14 protein-coding genes and 2 riboswitches are annotated in these 17,066 nt (G+C 59.6%); of the genes, 8 read left to right on the forward strand and 6 right to left on the reverse strand.

All coding sequences use genetic code 11. The features are described 5' to 3' along the window. Positions 1 to 210: 210 nt before the first annotated feature. A complete protein-coding gene (locus PMI09_RS13625; protein WP_007528356.1) occupies positions 211 to 783 on the forward strand; it encodes a CarD family transcriptional regulator in 573 nt (190 codons plus the stop codon). Between the two features lie 378 nt (positions 784 to 1,161). Then, on the forward strand, positions 1,162 to 2,025 hold the full coding sequence (locus PMI09_RS13630; RefSeq protein ID WP_007528357.1) for an RNA polymerase factor sigma-32: 864 nt from the start codon (positions 1,162 to 1,164) through the stop codon (positions 2,023 to 2,025). Between the two features lie 52 nt (positions 2,026 to 2,077). On the opposite strand, the gene PMI09_RS13635 is transcribed toward PMI09_RS13630, so the two are convergent. The 5 genes from PMI09_RS13635 to PMI09_RS13655 form a co-directional block, all read right to left on the reverse strand. Next, the gene (locus tag PMI09_RS13635; protein ID WP_037083065.1) at positions 2,078 to 3,622 is read right to left on the reverse strand and encodes a M48 family metalloprotease; all 1,545 of its coding nucleotides are present in this window, start codon (positions 3,620 to 3,622) and stop codon (positions 2,078 to 2,080) included. A 247-nt stretch (positions 3,623 to 3,869) separates the two neighbouring features. Next, positions 3,870 to 4,586, reverse strand: a complete 717-nt coding sequence (locus PMI09_RS13640; RefSeq protein WP_007794640.1) for a thiamine ABC transporter ATP-binding protein — start codon at positions 4,584 to 4,586, stop codon at positions 3,870 to 3,872. Beyond that, positions 4,579 to 6,213, reverse strand: a complete 1,635-nt coding sequence (gene thiP / locus PMI09_RS13645) for a thiamine/thiamine pyrophosphate ABC transporter permease ThiP (protein WP_007794642.1) — start codon at positions 6,211 to 6,213, stop codon at positions 4,579 to 4,581. The genes PMI09_RS13640 and thiP overlap by 8 nt, the downstream gene beginning before the upstream one ends. Continuing rightward, on the reverse strand, positions 6,213 to 7,235 hold the full coding sequence (gene thiB, locus PMI09_RS13650) for a thiamine ABC transporter substrate binding subunit (RefSeq protein WP_007794644.1): 1,023 nt from the start codon (positions 7,233 to 7,235) through the stop codon (positions 6,213 to 6,215). The genes thiP and thiB overlap by 1 nt, the downstream gene beginning before the upstream one ends. Before the next feature lie 44 nt (positions 7,236 to 7,279). Continuing rightward, positions 7,280 to 7,391: riboswitch (TPP riboswitch) on the reverse strand. 60 nt (positions 7,392 to 7,451) lie between these two features. Next, the gene (locus PMI09_RS13655) at positions 7,452 to 8,984 is read right to left on the reverse strand and encodes an MDR family MFS transporter (RefSeq protein ID WP_007794647.1); all 1,533 of its coding nucleotides are present in this window, start codon (positions 8,982 to 8,984) and stop codon (positions 7,452 to 7,454) included. 119 nt (positions 8,985 to 9,103) lie between these two features. On the opposite strand from PMI09_RS13655, the gene PMI09_RS13660 reads away from it, so the two are divergent. The 4 genes from PMI09_RS13660 to PMI09_RS13675 all read left to right on the forward strand — a co-directional run bounded on the left by PMI09_RS13660 (position 9,104) and on the right by PMI09_RS13675 (position 12,923). Beyond that, positions 9,104 to 9,634: a MarR family transcriptional regulator gene (locus PMI09_RS13660; RefSeq protein ID WP_037083026.1), complete on the forward strand. Its 531-nt coding sequence runs from the start codon at positions 9,104 to 9,106 to the stop codon at positions 9,632 to 9,634. A 48-nt stretch (positions 9,635 to 9,682) separates the two neighbouring features. Then, the gene (locus tag PMI09_RS13665) at positions 9,683 to 10,333 is read left to right on the forward strand and encodes a thiamine diphosphokinase (RefSeq protein ID WP_037083029.1); all 651 of its coding nucleotides are present in this window, start codon (positions 9,683 to 9,685) and stop codon (positions 10,331 to 10,333) included. 3 nt (positions 10,334 to 10,336) lie between these two features. After that, positions 10,337 to 12,163, forward strand: a complete 1,827-nt coding sequence (locus PMI09_RS13670; protein ID WP_007794655.1) for an ABC-F family ATP-binding cassette domain-containing protein — start codon at positions 10,337 to 10,339, stop codon at positions 12,161 to 12,163. A gap of 142 nt (positions 12,164 to 12,305) precedes the next feature. Next, positions 12,306 to 12,923: a DUF5666 domain-containing protein gene (locus PMI09_RS13675; RefSeq protein ID WP_007794658.1), complete on the forward strand. Its 618-nt coding sequence runs from the start codon at positions 12,306 to 12,308 to the stop codon at positions 12,921 to 12,923. 4 nt (positions 12,924 to 12,927) lie between these two features. Here PMI09_RS13675 and PMI09_RS13680 read toward each other — a convergent pair whose 3' ends face one another. Then, the gene (locus PMI09_RS13680; RefSeq protein ID WP_007794661.1) at positions 12,928 to 14,754 is read right to left on the reverse strand and encodes an ABC transporter ATP-binding protein/permease; all 1,827 of its coding nucleotides are present in this window, start codon (positions 14,752 to 14,754) and stop codon (positions 12,928 to 12,930) included. 151 nt (positions 14,755 to 14,905) lie between these two features. After that, positions 14,906 to 14,983: riboswitch (SAM riboswitch) on the forward strand. A gap of 35 nt (positions 14,984 to 15,018) precedes the next feature. On the opposite strand from PMI09_RS13680, the gene metA reads away from it, so the two are divergent. Both metA and PMI09_RS13690 read left to right on the forward strand, forming a co-directional pair. Then, positions 15,019 to 15,942, forward strand: a complete 924-nt coding sequence (metA, locus tag PMI09_RS13685) for a homoserine O-acetyltransferase MetA (RefSeq protein ID WP_007794663.1) — start codon at positions 15,019 to 15,021, stop codon at positions 15,940 to 15,942. 93 nt (positions 15,943 to 16,035) lie between these two features. After that, on the forward strand, positions 16,036 to 17,058 hold the full coding sequence (locus tag PMI09_RS13690) for an aldose epimerase family protein (protein ID WP_007794665.1): 1,023 nt from the start codon (positions 16,036 to 16,038) through the stop codon (positions 17,056 to 17,058). Positions 17,059 to 17,066: the final 8 nt, after the last annotated feature.

The raw sequence follows: 17,066 nt of genomic DNA on the forward strand, positions 1-17,066 counted from the left end.
ACCACGAAAGCAAAACAAATCCAAAAACGCGGTTTCCGTGACATATCAACGCCTTGAGCCGTGAGGTTCCAAGCTTGTGCGCATGGATATGTTTGCTTTTGTCCGGTGGGACCAGAAGTAAGTCACCCGACGGATCCGACCGTCTCATCCGGGCCTGACTGACCCGGCTCCGGCTGCAGCCGGAAGCGTAACAGGGAGTGTTTGAATAGAATGACGACCCAGCAGAAAAAACCTTCTTCCGCACGTCACGGCTTCAAGACCGGTGAATCGATCGTGTACCCCGCACACGGCGTCGGTACCATCAGCGCCATCGAAGAGCAAGAAGTAGCAGGCATGAAGCTTGAACTTTTCGTTATCGATTTCGAGAAGGACAAGATGCGCCTGAAAGTGCCGGTCGCCAAGGCCATGAGCATCGGCATGCGTAAGCTATCCGAAACCGATTTCGTCGAGCGTGCATTGAAGGTTGTGCAGGGCAAGGCGCGCGTCAAGCGTACCATGTGGTCCCGTCGCGCCCAGGAATATGATGCCAAGATCAATTCCGGCGACCTCATTTCCATCGCTGAAGTTGTCCGCGATCTCTATCGCGCCGAAAACCAGCCGGAACAATCCTATTCCGAACGTCAGCTTTATGAAGCTGCGCTTGACCGCATGGCACGCGAAATCGCTGCCGTGAACAAGATGTCGGAAACCGAAGCCGTCCGTCTCGTAGAGACCAACCTCAACAAGGGTCCGAAGCGCGGCAAGGCAATCGAAGAAGACGAATCTCAGGACGAAGCTGCATAAGCTCCTTGTTTTTCTTGAAAAAAAACCCGGCCTCGCGCCGGGTTTTTTATTGGAACTTTTTCCATCCTGGCGCGTTTTAGGGATGTAGCTGCGGACCGCGTCGGGAACTGACATCACCCTCGAACGCTCGCATTCCTGTAAACGTTCGATGAGGAGCGGATCATGCCTTCCACGTTCTGCCTATCCGGCAACTTGAAGAAACTGGTCCTACCCGGCCGTACTACCGGCGCATAACCCTAAGCTAGGGCCCCATCTGGAAACGTCCAGAGTTCGGGGCCTTTATACGTTCAAGACATGAATTTGGTCTGGGCAGCAACGTCCGGAAGCAAGCATTCTTTGCCCTTTTTTTGGCGTGACGCCTGAATTCAGGAGACCGATATGAAGAACATGTCAGCAGACCGGCGCATGATTAAAATCGCCATGGCGGCTCCCTACCTTGCTCGCGAAGAGGAACACGATCTCGCAATCCGCTGGAAAAACAATGATGACCGTGGCGCCCGCAATCAGATCGCCATGGCCCACATGCGTCTCGTTATCTCAATGGCGGGAAAATTTCGTAATTTCGGTCTACCGATGAGCGACCTCGTGCAGGAGGGCTACGTCGGGCTGCTGGAGGCCGCAGCACGCTTCGAGCCCGAGCGTGATGTCCGCTTCTCAACCTATGCAAGCTGGTGGATCCGTGCATCCATCCAGGATTACATCCTTCGCAACTGGTCGATTGTCCGCGGCGGTACGAGTTCTGCCCAGAAGGCCCTTTTCTTCAATCTTCGTCGGCTGCGCGCCAAGCTCGCCAGGGGTGACACACAGCTCACTCTCCAGTCCATCCACCAGGAAATCGCCGCCGCTCTCGGCGTTAGCCTCTCCGACGTCCAGACGATGGATGCAAGGCTTTCAAGCAACGACGCCTCGCTTCAAGCACCCTCGGTTTCAGGCGATGCCGACAGTGCCGAGAAGATGGATTTCCTCGTCAGCGATGAGCCGCTCCCGGACGAACAGGTATCAAACATGATCGACGGCGAGCGCCGACGCAATTGGCTCGCTTCTGCCCTGAAACACCTCAATGAGCGGGAAATGAAGATCATCAGCGCCCGCAGACTCGCGGAAGACGGCGCTACGCTTGAGGAACTCGGCGCCGACCTCGGTATTTCCAAGGAGCGCGTCCGGCAAATCGAAAGCCGGGCAATGGAAAAACTCCGCAGCGCGCTGGTCAGCGCTGACCCCTATATGGCCGCATCGGCCTGAAAGAGCTACTCCCCCAGTGATGGAACTGGCCCGGTGAAAGCCGGGCCTCTTTTTATTCCGCGATAATCTTGACGCGGTCGCCCGGAGAAACGGAGGCACCCGTCGGCAAGGCGTTGATAAGCTTGAAGAGATCAAGCTTTCGATCCGTGCCCATCATCCGCGCAGCAAGCGTCGTGATATTTTCGCCCGGTCGTACTTTGACTACCCTGACGCGCAAAGGCTTCAGCGACGCAGTCTCCTCCGGCGTCATTCGGCGGAAGCTTGCCCGCAATACGTCGGCCGTCTGCTGCAGCGTCGGGCTCCCCTTCGGCACGGCCGTCAGGAACCGGAAGATCTGCGCATTGTTGCGGATAACGGTGACGTCGAAGTCCCAGCGATCTGCACTCGCTCGCGCCGTTGCGGCTTCCATCCCGTTGACCGTGACCTGCTGGATGGTGGACGGATCAAGGCCGGTAACCCAGCCGCTGGAGATATAGTTGGTCAGGCTCTGGCTCTGATTATCCGCGACGCCATCGAAACGGATCGCGACATCGCCCGGGCCGGTCGCCATGACCGCCTCGACCTTGTTGTCGATCTTGAAATCAGGTGGTACGTCAAAGCGGATACCAAGCCCGCCATGCAGGAAGGTCTGACCGCGGACATAGCCTTCCTCCGGGCTGTCACCGTAAAGCAGGCCGTCGATTCCATCGAGATAATAGTCCCTGCCCGTGTCACCAACCTTGCCTTCCTGGCCAAACGCACGCGCATGGTCGCGCGCAAGTTCGATGCGCTGCGCCGAATTCGGGTGGCTGGACAGGAAGTCGAGGCTCTGATCCGCCTCGGGATCGACCGACATGAAGCGGCTGTAGGCGGCCATCGAATCCAAGAACCGCGCAGCCGCATAAGGATCGTAGCCCGCTTCACCGAGCATGCGCACGCCGATCACGTCCGCCTGCAGTTCCTGTTGCCGCGAAAAAGCAGCCAATCGGAGCTTGCCGCGTGCCAGGGCCTGCTTTCCGGCAATATCGCTGGACAGCACCTCGGCCACGACGCGGCTGGCGATGACCTCAGCTTCCTCGCGCTTCTGCCGTTCGATGCCATGATTTGCTGTGACATGGCCCATCTCATGCGAGAGGACCGCAGCGACCTCGGAAGCGTCGTTGGCAAGCGCCAGCAAGCCGCGCGTTACATAGAGATAGCCGCCGGGCAGTGCAAAGGCGTTGATAGCCGGCGAGTTCAGGATAGTGATGCGATAGGACTGGCTGGGATTCTCGGAAACAGCCGTCAGTGCGCCCGCGATGCGGGCAACTAGGCGTTCGGTCTTTGCATCCTTGTACTCACCGCCATAGCTCGCAACGATACGTGGATGCTCACGGGCGCCCATGGCAGCGCGCGGATCGTTCTTCTGCACTTCATCGACGATCTGCGGACTGGAGGACGGTGCAACGCTCGGCTGGTAGGATTGTTCAAGGATGGACTGGCAGCCGTACAGCGCCACGCTCGTTGCACACACGAACGACACTCGTCGCGCCAGACGGCACGCAGACGAGAGCACATCACTGGAAGGCGCGGGGAATTTCCACGTCGTCATGCTGTCCAGTCTGGCTCTCCAAGTCATCTTGCTTGTCGGCCGGTCCGCTTCCGCGACCCGGTCGGTCTCATGGTGATTCAACAGGCGTCCGTCCCCGCTCTTGCACTGCACAATCGGGGACACAAGTCTTTGCTGTAACTGATTTCCGCATCGGTTGCATAGCGAGACTCTGACTAAATGTGGCGCCGTTGTATTTTAGCAAGCCTAACGTGCTTTGGAGTTTCCTCGGTCGCCTCAAATTATGGCGAAAGTGCCGTTGCGACCGCCAGATTCGTCAACTATGGAGAAATTGCGTCAATCCAGCGTGATCCTCGTGGCCCAGAAACTCATCAATCGGAGCCGCCACGACGATCCTGCCGTCCTCGATAAAAAGGCCGAAATCTGCGATGCGTTTGACTTCATCCGGATCATGAGAAACGACGACGACGGTATTGCCGGTCTCGCGATGCATGTCGAGCAGCAGCGCTGCCATTCCACTTCGCAAGCCGGGGTCAAGTGCCGCGAATGGCTCGTCAAGTAGGAGCACCGGACGATTGCGAACAAGCGCGCGCGCGAAGGCCACCCGTTGTCGCTCCCCGCCGGATAGCGTCCCCGGCATTCTCCGCTCGAAACCGGCGAGCCCCACCTTTTCAAGCGAAGACGTGATCGATCGGCGATCGGCAGTCGAGAGTTTCATCGCTGGCTCAATACCCAGGCCAATGTTGGTGAAAATATCGAGATGCGCAAACAGATTGTTGTCCTGAAAGATGAGGGAGACGGGTCGTCGCGCAGGGTACTCGTCGGTCACATCTTTTCCCGCGATCAGAACGCGCCCTTGGGCAGCCGTGTCGAAGCCGGCGAGCAAATTCAGGAAGGTCGACTTGCCGGCTCCGGACGCACCCGTCACGGCAATCACGGCGCCGGCGGGAAGACGGCAATCGAAGTGAAAGTCTTGCGTGCCAAGTTGGAGGCCGACATCGTGCACTTCGATCGCGAACTGAGGATCACCCATGGACAGCCACCTCCCGGCGCACGGGGCCCATGGTGCCGGCGATCGTGAGCAGCAGGCAGACGATGCCAAGGATCAATGCCAGCCCATCCGCATCGTTCGTCCGATAGCTACCCATGCGGCTATAGACGAGCCAAGGCAACGTGACGAAACTGTCCGAGCCGAACAGCGCGACGGCGCCGAGATCGCCGAGCGACAGCGCCATTGCAAACGAAAATGCCGTGAGCACCGGCTTGAACAGGGCTGGCATATCGATCAGACGTAGTTGCACCCAACCCATGACACCGAGGCTCGCCGCAAGTTTTTGTGTGCGGCGCTTATGAACGATGAAAGCCGGCTCGAGGACACGCATCACAAAGGGCAAAGACATCAAGGCGTTGATGGCGACAATCAGCAGCGGAGCGACGGCGCTCACGTCGCCGAAACCTCTCAGCGCAAGGAACCAGCCCGTCGCAAGGACGATCGGCGGCACGAGCAACACCAATGACGACGCGCCACCCATGGCGGTAAAGAACGCTCCTGCGCCCGTAGCCCCAGAGCGCCGGAGAAGCGCCGCCCGGCGCGCACTCACCAACGTCATCGAGATCAGCAAGGCGAGGATGGCCGCAGAGATCGAAATGGCAAGGCTGGTCGCAGCCGACTGCCAGAAGATGCGTTCGCGCAGGAGCTTCATGAGATCAGACCGAAGGCCAGCCAGAAGCACCGACATCAAAGGTAGACCGAGGAACAGGGCGGCGAGCAGCAGGACGCCGCCATCCGCAAGCCGTGCACCCGGCAGCCCGCCATCCGGCCGCCTGAGAGCCTTGCCGGCCGTCATCCCCTCATCCCCAGGCGCAGGAAGAAACGACAGCGCCCCAAGGATCACCGATGTAAGGACAATTTGCAGTAGGGAAAGGACGACGGCCCGGCCAGGGTCGAAATCAAAACGCAGCGATTGATAGATGGCAACCTCGACGGTCGTCGCGGCTGGCCCACCACCCAGCGTCAGCACCAGCGTGAAACTCGTGGCGCACAGCATGAAGATCAGACCGGCGATACCGGGAATGACCGAGCGCAGAACCGGCCATTCAATGAAGCGGAAAATCGAGCCAGGCCGCATGCCGAGACCACTCGCCATCAACCAGTATTCCGCTGGCACGCGCTCTAATGCCGCCAGCATCAAGCGGCAAGCCAGCGGCATGTTAAAGAAGATATGCGCCAACAGGATCCCGGAAAGCCCGTAGATGCTGATCGGTTCCGCCATGCCGAGCTTGAGCAGCAGCGCGTTCATAAGGCCCTGCCGCCCCCAGATACCGATCAACCCGAGCGCCCCGATCAGAACAGGCAGGCCCATCGGCACAGCCATCAGCCGAATGATCCACATGCGTCCGGGGAAATGCTGCTGACGCACCAAGGCCTGAGCGACGGGAATCGCAAAAGCGATCGATAGCAGCGTCGAGAGCAAGGCCTGCAACAAGGTGAAACGCAGGACCCGCAGGATGTACGGTTCAAGCACCGCCGCCAGAATGGACGAAGCACCGCTCGAGAGAAGCAAGGCGAAGACCGCAAGGCCGACGAAAACGGCAATGCCGGCAAGACTTAGCGCCCCGCCCAACATCACCCGCCGCATCTCCGCCTTGGTCAAAAGCATCAATTCATGCTCATGGCAGCCAGCCACTCATCGATCCAGGCTTTGCGGTTCTCCGCGACTTCCTCCGAGCTCATCAGAAAGGTCTTTGACGGATTCACGAGCTTGCCGAACGCATCGGGCAGCGGTTGCGACGTCGCCGAAACCGGCATCATCCAGTTGTTGGTCGGAATGGTATCCTGGAAGCCCGGCGTCACCATGAATTTCAGGAAATCGCGCGCAAGCTCTTTGTCCGGCGCATTCTTAAGCAGGCCCGCCACTTCGATCTGTATGTAGTGGCCCTCTGAGAATGCAGCCGCCTGATAGCGGTCCGTATTTTCCGCAACCATGTGGTAGGCAGGCGAGGTCGTGTAGGAGAACACCATCGGCGCCTCACCCTTGGTGAAAAGTCCATAAGCCTCGGACCAGCCGGGCGTTACCGTCAACACCCGCTTTTTGAGTTTTGCCCAAGCCTCAGGCGCCTTATCGCCGTAGACGGACTTTACCCACAGCAAGAGACCGAGCCCGGGTGTCGAGGTGCGCGGGTCCTCAATGACGATCTTTTGCGAAGGGTCGCCTTCGACCAGATCCTTCATGCTCTGCGGCGGATTTTTGATCGTCTGGGTGTCGTAGATGACGGCGAAGTGGCCATAATCATAGGGCACGAATACATCGTCCTTGTAGTCCCCGGGCACTTTGAGTGCACTGACGTCGACACCACTCGCATCGAACAAGCCGGTTGCCTTCGCTTCCGTGGTCAGGTTCGTGTCCAGGCCGAGCACGACATCTGCCTTCGTACCAGCGCCTTCGAGCTTGAGGCGCGACAACAGCGCCACGCCATCAGCCACACTGACGAAATTGACGCTGCAGCCGCAGGTCTTCTCGAATGCTTCCTTGACCTTCGGCCCCGGACCCCATTCCGATGTGAAGCTCTCATAGGTGTATACGGTGAGCGTCTTGTCTGCCGCCCGCGCGCCTGGGCCGGCAAGGCCGACAGTCGCGACAAAGGCCGTGGCAAACAGCAAACAGCTTGTGAATTTGAACATGGCACCTCTCCTCTGGTTTGCTTGAAGGGGAAAAGGGCGGTGCCAGATGTCACGCGTCTAATCCCTCCGCCGGTGTTAGCCGGATCAGGTTCCGCGGGTTGGCTTTCAGCCTCTCAGCCGCGCACCGAATGGGCACGGGCACCCCGTTAGAGCGTTTGCAGATGTATCGCCACGCTTGGTGTCTTGCAAGTGGCGGCCTTAGCCCGCCACCGGCATTTATTCCGCTGCTTCGGTGCTGGCTGCCGGCCGCACCTCGGCCGCGCGCGGCAGCTGCGTCGGTTTCAGCATCAAGGCGGCGCAAAGGCCAATGAGCGCGATCGCGCAGGACGCCATGAAAAGCGGTGTGAACGCATTGGCATAGGCGTCGGCCACCGCCTGACGTGTCGACTCCGGCAAAGCCGCCAGCATTTTCGGCGTCAGCTGGTCGATGTCAGTTACGCCGGGAATGGACAGTCCCGCCTTGCCGAGCTGTGAGCCAACGATCGCGCCGTAAATCGAGATAGCAATCGATGCGCCGCCCATGCGCGACAGCGTCACCGATCCCGTTGCGGCGCCGACGTCGCGCGCTGGGGCCGCATTCTGAACGCCGATGACCGGCACCTGTTGCGCAAGGCCGACGCCGAAGCCGTGGAGGGCCATCACTGCTCCGATCAGCAGGACCGGCGTTCCCGCATGAACCTGAGTGAGCAGCACGAATGCGATGGCACTGCAGGTCAGGCTTGCTACGGCAAACGGCTTGTAGCGCCCGGTGATGGAGATGATACGGCCCGCAGAAAGCGACCCGCAAACGATGCCGCCGGTCAAAAGAATGAAGAACGCGCCGGCCGCCGAGGGTGAAAGACCAGTCGTCGTCTGCAGGAACAGCGCGAAATAATTGACCATGCCGATGCCGATCGCGCCGCTCATGATCGACATAACAAGCAACAGGCTGAACGTGGAATTGCGGAACAGCGACAGCGGAACAATTGGCTCGGCGGCGCGGCGCTCGACGCGAATCCATCCGATGACTGTAGCAACGCCGAGTGCCATGATGACAAGGTTCTGCGGGGCCACCAGCGAACCGAAGAGCTGAGCGCCATCGGCAGCCAGCACGATGCTCGCCGTCGTCCAGGCGAGCAGCAAGGCTCCGGCATAGTCGATCTTCGGACGGCGGTTCGGCTTCCGGTAAGGCAGCATGAGCACCAGACCGACAAGCACGACGAAGCCAATCGGAACGTTGACGAGGAAGATCGACCGCCAGCCGAAGAGATCGCTCATCGCACCACCGAGGACAGGCCCGATCGCACCGGATGCCATCAGCACAAGGCTGGAATAGCTTTGGTACCGCGCACGTTCGCGAGGCTCGAACAGGTCGGCGTTAACGGCGAAGATCGATACCATGATGCCGCCTCCGCCAAGCCCCTGCAACACGCGGGCTGCAATCAGCGTGTTCATGGATATGGCCAGTCCGCAGACGGCGGAGCCGATGGTGAAAATCATGATCGCGGCCATCATCACATACTTGCGGCCGAAGAGATCGCCGAGCTTGCCGTAAAGTGGCATCACCGCGCTCACGGCGAGCAGATAGGCCGAGCCGACCCAGCTGAACCGCTCGAGGTGGCCGAACTCACCGACGATTGTCGGCAGAGCCGTTGCGACGATCTGGTTGTCGAGTGTCGCCATGAACATGGCTGCCATTAGAAAAAGGAAGAGGATGAACCGCCGACGATGATCCGTCACAAGCGGCGCCGCGGCAATTTGAGTGTCCATGAAGCGTCGTTCCAGATGATGCGTTGACTACGTTATGTGCTATTAGCATATAATTGTCAATGACATGTTATTGACTTTGGCATATTCTCAATTGACATGGGGCATGCTATATTTCCGGAATGAAAGAGAGCTTGATGAACCTGATCGACCCAGACGCTGCGACCGACGACCCAGGTATTCTGCGTATTGGCCAAAGCATGACCCGCATGCGCCTGATGACCGGGCGCCGACTGATCGGGCGGCTCGCCATCCAGAGTGTGGCGCCCGGCCTTGAGCTGTCGCACCTTGACGTACTGGATGCCGTGCGGCGCGCACAAGAGGCCGGTGAAGTAACAGTCGGGACGATCGCCGAGATGATGCGGATCGATCCGTCGCGCGCGAGCCGCGTCGTCGCGGATATGGTCGGACGTAATATTCTGCGGCGAAAGGCATCCCAGACCGATGCGCGGCGGATCATCGTCGTGATGACGCCACTCGGACAGCGGCTGTTGTCGGAGATACGCGCGCAGAAGCTCGCATTCGTTTCCGAGGTGGTCAAAGACTGGAAACCGGAAGAGATCGAGGCATTCGGAGAACTGTTCGAAAAGTTCATTTCCGGCTACGAGGACATCTTTCAGGCGCGCATCAAGGATGTCCCTGACGAAGCCTGAGCAGCGGCCCTTTCCCTTCCCCCCTGCTTTGCGCTATGGGCAATGCGCATGAGCCAATCCACCTTCACCATTCTGCTTGGCGGCGAGTTGCAGATAACCGATCGCTTGCGTCACGCCATCTCGGGCAGCCGTTTCATTGCCGCCGACGGGGGAATGCGTCATGCGGCTGCGCTCGGCGTCGTTCCGGAGCTCTGGGTCGGTGATTTTGATTCGACGCCCGCTGACCTCGAGCGTGCTTTTCCTGATGTGCCGAAGCAACCCTATCCCGCTACAAAGGCTTCCACCGATGGCGAGATTGCGGTCTCGGAAGCGATCGCGCGTGGGGCGAAGCGTCTTGTCCTTGCAGGCGCCCTTGCGGGCGAGCGCTCCGATCATGCCATTCAGCACCTGCTCTATGCCGTCAGCCTTGCAGAACAGGGCTATGACGTACTTCTGACGTCAGGCAGCGAGGAGGCCGTGCCACTGATTGCCGGCGCAACCGAGCTGGACCTGCCGCCCGACAGCCTCTTTTCGGTTGCCGGTTTCAGCGAACTGCGCGGCCTGACGATCGAAAACGCGCGCTACCCGCTCGCCGATTTCCATTTGCCCTTCGGCTCGTCGCGTACCATTTCCAATGTCGCGAACGGCAAGGTGCGCCTTTCGCTCGAGAGCGGCCGCGCCATTGTGCTCGCCCGCCCCTATGATCTTTCCGGAGTCTGATCTTTGGCGCCTCCCATTCTGAAACTCGATGACATCTTTCTCAGCTTCGGTGGCACACCATTGCTTGCCGGCGCCGCCCTGCAAGTGGAGCCCGGAGACAAGATCTGTCTCGTCGGTCGCAACGGCTCCGGGAAGTCGACACTGCTGAAAATCTCCGCCGGCCTCGTCGAAGCGCAGTCGGGTGAGGTCTTCCGTCACCCGTCCTCGACCGTCCGCTATCTGGAACAGGCCCCTGATTTCGCGGGCTTCAGTACCGTGCAGGCCTATGCCGAGGCTGGACTTGGTCCTGGTGACGACCACTACCGCGTGACTTATCTCCTCTCGCATCTCGGGCTGACCGGCGAGGAAGACCCCAAAAACCTCTCAGGCGGCGAAGCGCGCCGCGCCGCGCTCGCGCGTGTGCTTGCACCGGAGCCCGATATCCTGCTCCTCGACGAGCCGACCAACCATCTCGATCTGCCGACCATCGAGTGGCTGGAAGGAGAACTGCAGAAGAGCCGCAGTGCGCTCGTCCTCATTTCCCACGACCGGCGCTTCCTCGAGAAGGTCTCGACCGCAACCGTCTGGCTGGACCGCGGCACCTCGCGCCGGCTCGACAGGGGCTTTGCGCATTTCGAAGCCTGGCGCGACCAGGTGCTGGAAGCGGAAGAGCTCGAACAGCATAAGCTCGGCAAGGCGATCGAGCGCGAAGAACACTGGCTGCGTTACGGCGTCACGGCACGACGCAAGCGCAACATGCGCCGCCTCGGCGAGCTGCAAACCATGCGTTCGCAATATCGCGGCCACAAAGGCCCGCAGGGCACCGTGCAGGCAACAGTTTCCGACGCGCAGGAATCCGGCAAGCTCGTCATCGAAGCCGACAAGATCACGAAGACTTTCGGCGGCCGGCCGATCGTCGCTCCCTTCTCCATTCGCGTGCATCGCGGTGATTGCATCGGCCTGGTCGGCCCGAACGGTGCCGGCAAGACAACGCTCCTGAAGATGTTGACCGGACAGCTCGCACCGGACAGCGGCACGATCAAGCTCGGAACCAATCTGGAAATCGCGACGCTGGATCAGAAGCGCGAAGACCTCAATCCGGACGAAACGCTCGCCCATTACCTGACGGATGGCCGCGGTGAGAACTTGCTCGTCAACGGTGAACAGAGGCACGTGACGGGCTACATGAAGGAGTTCCTGTTCCAGCCTGAACAGGCGCGCACGCCGATCAGGAACCTTTCTGGCGGCGAGCGCGCGCGGCTCATGCTGGCCCGTATTATGTCGCGTCCGGCAAACCTGTTGATCCTCGACGAACCGACCAACGATCTGGATATAGAGACACTGGATCTGCTGCAGGAAATCGTTGCGGGCTTCCCCGGCACCGTCATCCTCGTCAGCCACGACCGCGACTTCCTCGACCGCACTGTGACGTCGACGATTGCGCCGGCCGTCCCGGATGCGCCTGACGGGCGCTGGATCGAATATGCGGGCGGCTATTCGGATATGCTTGCGCAGCGAAAGGGCGCCGTCGAGGAGCGGAGGAAGGCCGAAAAGGCGGCGGAACGATCGAAGCAGCAGGAAGCAGCAGATTCCGCCGAGACGGCGAAAGGAAAGGGCAAGCTTTCCTACAAGCAGAAGTTCGCGCTCGAACATCTCCCGAAGGAAATGGCCAAGGCCGAAACCGAGATCGCCAAACGCGAGGAGCGGATGGCGGACCCCAGCTTGTTCACCAAGGACCCCACCACATTCAACCGTCTGGCGGCCGAGATGGAGAAGCTCCGGGACAGTCTGACGAAAATGGAAGAGGAATGGCTGGAGCTTGAGATGCTGCGGGAGGAATTGGAGGGCTGAGGCACCCCTCGCGCCCGCTCAATCCGACCTGTCTCTGCCGCGCGAACTGGCTTTCACGTTTCATTGATTCGTCAGCGTTCGACCGGCAGGACTAAGCTGCGCCCCGTATCCGCAGCTTGCACGACGGCAAGGAAAGCAGACTATGCCACACAATCTTAAAGCATCTACCGCGCTCGTCTGGGCCGCGGGTTTCCTCGTTATTGCGTCGCACGGCGCGCTTGCCCAGGAAGCGCAACGCGTGCGTGGCGCGATTGAAAGCCTGAGTGGCAGCACGTTGGTGGTCAAAACACGCGAAGGCGCCGAGCAAACGGTGACACTGAAGCCAGACTGGAAGGTTCGCGGCATCAAGAAAGCCTCCGTCGAAGACATCAAGCCGGGCGATTTCGTTGGCGTTGCATCGCTGCCGAAAGCTGATGGCGGCGACGGCGCTCTTGAAGTGCTGATCTTTCCGGCCGCCATGAAGGGAACCGGAGAAGGCAGTCGCCCTTGGGACCTGAAGCCAAACAGCACGATGACCAACGCGACCGTCGCCAAGGCCGTGAAGGCGGTCGATGGCCACACGATCACGCTCACCTATCAGGGCAAGGAAAAGACGATATCCATCGCCGACGATACACCGATCGTCACCTTCGCCCCTGCCGGAAAGTCAGACCTTGTTGCAGGAGCGCACGTGATCGTGATGGGTGAAAGAGCACCTGATGGCACAGTGTCCGCCACAAACGTCACGGTCGGCACGAACGGGGTCGTCCCGCCGATGTAGGCGATCAGAGTGCTGGTGCGGGCGCGTTCGGCGCTTTTGCCACTACCTTCACTTCAGGCTTCGCATGCAGAGCTTCGAGATGCAGTATGCGCGGCTTGAAGGTCTCAACATAAACGTCTGACCGACCGATGTAGATCATCGCCGCGTCCGGCATGGAGGTAAGTACCTCCATCATCGTGGACTGCCATTCCGGCTCCATGCCTTCCAATACTTCGTCAAACACGATCCACTTCGGTCGTACAAGAAGCAGGCGAGCAAAACCGATCGCGCGCTGCTCGTCGGAATCAAGCAGCTTGTCCCACCGCGCCCGGGTATCAAGGCGGGAAACCAGATTGTGGAGTCCTGCCTTTTCCAGTGCCGCCACGACATCGCGGTTCTGATAGGTGTCCGCAGGCTCGGGAAACGCCAGCGCTTCACGAAGTGAACCACCCGGGATGTAAGCCGATTGCGGGACGAAAAGCATGTCGTCCGTGGGCGGCAAGCCGATCTTGCCGCCACCACACGGCCAAAGTTCGGAGAGTGCAAGGAAAAGCAGCTTACGGTTCACGTTGTGATCGCCGTTGATCATGACCTTTTCACCGGCCTTAATCGTCACCGCACTCTCGTGCACGCGGAAGCCGCCGCACTGGTCGATCTCTTCGCCAATCTTGGAAGCGATCCGCACGTGCTCCAGCGTTAGTGTTCCGGGCGGGCTGCGCTCGTAGCTGATCGTGCCCCTGAGATTGATCTCGTCGCTCATAGTGGTGAGCGCCTGCCGAAAATCGGTGACACGCATCAGCGTGGCGCGCCATTCGGCAATGGGACCGAAGTTCGCGACATACCAGCGAAGGGCCGTGTTGACCTGGTTGAAAGCACCGACCGATACCATCAGTTCGCCAAACGTCAGGCCGCCGGAGAAGTATGCCGGTGCAGCGACGATGATCGGGATGACCACAACGAGCCAGCCATAGCCGGCTGACACCCAGGTGAGGTTGACGTTGGCCATCGCCACCCGCTTGATGACGGCGAGCACCGCACTGATGTCGGTATTGATACGCTGCTGCTCATTCTCCTCGCCGCGTGCCACCGTGATCGCCGGCATGTTCTCGTTGGCATGCATCAGCGCAAAGCGAAGCTCCGCCTCCTTCGAGAAGCGATCCGCGTTGAGCTTCACAAGCTTGCGGCCCACCAGCTGGCTGAGAATGGATGCGGATGCCGCATAGAAGATTGCGGCCCAGACCATATAGCCTGGAATGGAAAAAGCGTGGGTGCCGAAGCGGAAGACAAAACCGTTGGACAAATCCCATAGCACGCCGATGAAACTGATGAGCAGGATCGTCGCCTGCACCAACCCGATCATCAGGCTCGTCGTGCTTTCCGCTAAGTTGCGGGCATCTTCGTGCAAGCGCTGGTCGGGATTAACGCCGATGAGGCCGCTAGCCGAAAGCCGAAGCGCACGCTTGCGCTGGAGCCACTGGTTGACGAGATCGCGTGTCAGACCTTCGCGCATGTAGAGCGCGGTCATCTGGTTTAGCCACGCCTGCACGACGTTGAGCAGCAGCAGCATGCCTGCGATCAGCGCAAAGATCTTCAGCTGATGGAAGAAACCAGGCAGATCGCGCCGCGCGATGCTGTCATAAAAGGGCGCGTTCCACTGGTTGAGGATGACGGTCGCATAGGCAGTTGCGAGAATGATGGCAATCAGCGCAGTCGCGATCACCAGGACCCTTCCGCGCACGGAGGAATGCCAGAAGGCCGAGAACATGACCCTCAAGCGATAGCCCAGGCTCAGGTCGTATCCTACTCTGTCCCGCCCTTGAATGCTTGGCCTGCCTTCGAGGTCATCTGCCATTACGCGTCCCTAGCCATCATTCTACTTCAATAAACATGGTGATTCGCTGTGTCTACCAACAGATTCTAGCAGTCATTAACGCGGCAGTGACTTCATATCGATCCCACCCCTTCGTTTGAGCAATTGATTCGCGGCGCGAGTGACGCTATTTAAGACGCTCCGTGGTGATTTGGCCGGCCGGCTTGCAGCCACGTTAAAGAAGTTGCTAAAGGGCCGCGTGCGGACCGATAGCGATATATTCGTTGTTTTGATCGAGTGACCGCAATGCCCATCAAGATCCCCGATACCTTGCCTGCGTTTGAAACCCTGGTTCAGGAAGGCGTGCGCGTGATGACCGAGACGGTGGCTATCCGTCAGGACATCCGGCCGCTGCAGATAGGGCTTCTCAACCTCATGCCGAACAAGATCAAGACGGAATTGCAGATGGCCCGCTTGGTCGGCGCCTCTCCGTTGCAGGTCGAGCTTTCGCTCATCCGCGTGGGCAACCACAAAGCAAAGAACACCTCGGAAGACCATCTTCTCGCCTTCTACCAGACGTGGGAGGAAGTGAAGCACCGCAAATTCGATGGCTTCATCACTACCGGCGCGCCGATCGAGACGCTGCCCTACGAGGACGTGAACTATTGGGGCGAAATGCAGCAGATTTTCGACTGGACGGAAACCAACGTCCATTCGTCGATGAACGTCTGCTGGGGCGCGATGGCCGCGATCTACCATTTCCACGGCGTTCCCAAGTACGAACTCAAGGAGAAGGCCTTCGGCGTCTACCGACACCGGAACCTGAAACCGTCGTCTGTCTACCTGAACGGTTTCTCGGACAACTTCGAGGTTCCTGTTTCGCGCTGGACAGAGGTCCGCCGCGACGACATCGAGAAGTCGGAAAGCCTGGAGATTCTGATGGAGTCCAGCGAAATGGGTGTCTGCCTCGTGCATGAATGGAAGGGCAAGCGGCTCTATATGTTCAATCACGTGGAATATGATTCAACGTCGCTTTCCGACGAATATTTCCGCGACGTGAATGCCGGCGTGCCGATCAAGATGCCGCACAACTACTTCCCGCACAACGATCCGTCGCTGACGCCGCAAAACCGCTGGCGCAGCCACGCGCACCTGTTGTTCGGCAACTGGATCAACGAGATCTACCAGACCACACCCTACGATCTCAACGATATCGGCAAGTGTGGCTGACAGCGTTTCTTTTTTTCGGCACACCCGTTGCGGTTTGCGGCAAATGGGGGCAGGTTCGCCGCCTCAATCGAAGATATATCAGGACGGTCAGTCATGACGGAAATGTTGAAGCGAGAAGTTTTCGGGCAGACCAAGTCGGGCGAAACTGTCTATCGCGTCGAGATCAAGGGCGGCGGGCTGACGGCCAAGATCATCAGCTGGGGTGCGGTCATACAGGATCTCCGCCTCGACGGCCATGATGCACCGCTCCTGCTTGGCTTTGACGATTTCGACAGCTATCCGGCGCATTCCTCCTACTTTGGCGCAACTCCCGGGCGCTGCGCCAACCGCATCGGCGATGGCAAATTCACGCTGGATGGCAAGAGCTATCAGCTTGATCTCAATGAGAACGGCGTGACTCACCTTCATGGGGGAAGCGACAACATCGCCAAGCAGAACTGGACGATCGTCGAGCACGATGTCGACCGTGTCGTGCTGAAGATCGTCGATCCGGATGGCCGCGCCGGTTATCCCGGCAACTGCACCATCCAGGCAACCTACTGGGTGCATGGCGACGGCGAACTCTCCGTGACCTACGAGTCGACCAGTGATCAACCGACGATCGCCAACGTTTGCCAGCACGCCTATTTCAACCTCGATGGCCGCGATGACGCGCTTGGCCACGACATCATGATCGCAGCCGACAGCTACCTCGTCACGAATGAACGGCAGATCCCGACCGGCGAGGCTCGACCCGTTGCCGGAACGGCCTTCGACTTCCGTCAGATGTCACCGATGAAGCGGTTCGAGGGTAGCGAACAGGCCCTCTACGATCACAATTTCTGCCTTTCCAACGAACGCACAGCAAAGCGCTCCGTCGCGCTTGCCCGAAGCCTGAATTCGGGCGTTTCGCTGGAAGTGCGCACGACCGAGCCTGGCGTGCAGTTCTATGCGGGCTTCAAGCTCAATGTGCCTGTCCCTGGCCTCGACGGGCGCAAGTACGGCCCGTTCGCCGGCTTCTGCCTGGAAACGCAAATCTGGCCAGATGCAATCAACCACGAGGGCTTTCCCGACGCGATCCTCCGCCCGGGCGAGGTACTGCGTCAGGAAACGGACTACATCTTCTCGAAGAGCTGACGCAAACA

It is taken from the genome of Rhizobium sp. CF122 (genome assembly GCF_000282035.1).
Lineage (GTDB): Bacteria > Pseudomonadota > Alphaproteobacteria > Rhizobiales > Rhizobiaceae > Rhizobium.

Bases quoted from the DNA above. Each gene is read 5' to 3' on its own strand.
- PMI09_RS13625 (WP_007528356.1), top strand. From the start codon at position 211: ATGACGACCCAGCAGAAAAAACCTTCTTCCGCACGTCACGGCTTCAAG.
- PMI09_RS13655 (WP_007794647.1), bottom strand. From the start codon at position 8,984: ATGGACACTCAAATTGCCGCGGCGCCGCTTGTGACGGATCATCGTCGG.
- PMI09_RS13660 (WP_037083026.1), top strand. From the start codon at position 9,104: ATGAAAGAGAGCTTGATGAACCTGATCGACCCAGACGCTGCGACCGAC.
- PMI09_RS13690 (WP_007794665.1), top strand. From the start codon at position 16,036: ATGACGGAAATGTTGAAGCGAGAAGTTTTCGGGCAGACCAAGTCGGGC.
- PMI09_RS13640 (WP_007794640.1), bottom strand. From the start codon at position 4,586: ATGGGTGATCCTCAGTTCGCGATCGAAGTGCACGATGTCGGCCTCCAA.
- thiP (WP_007794642.1), bottom strand. From the start codon at position 6,213: ATGCTTTTGACCAAGGCGGAGATGCGGCGGGTGATGTTGGGCGGGGCG.
- PMI09_RS13675 (WP_007794658.1), top strand. From the start codon at position 12,306: ATGCCACACAATCTTAAAGCATCTACCGCGCTCGTCTGGGCCGCGGGT.
- PMI09_RS13665 (WP_037083029.1), top strand. From the start codon at position 9,683: ATGAGCCAATCCACCTTCACCATTCTGCTTGGCGGCGAGTTGCAGATA.
- PMI09_RS13630 (WP_007528357.1), top strand. From the start codon at position 1,162: ATGAAGAACATGTCAGCAGACCGGCGCATGATTAAAATCGCCATGGCG.
- thiB (WP_007794644.1), bottom strand. From the start codon at position 7,235: ATGTTCAAATTCACAAGCTGTTTGCTGTTTGCCACGGCCTTTGTCGCG.
- PMI09_RS13680 (WP_007794661.1), bottom strand. From the start codon at position 14,754: ATGGCAGATGACCTCGAAGGCAGGCCAAGCATTCAAGGGCGGGACAGA.
- metA (WP_007794663.1), top strand. From the start codon at position 15,019: ATGCCCATCAAGATCCCCGATACCTTGCCTGCGTTTGAAACCCTGGTT.
- PMI09_RS13635 (WP_037083065.1), bottom strand. From the start codon at position 3,622: ATGACTTGGAGAGCCAGACTGGACAGCATGACGACGTGGAAATTCCCC.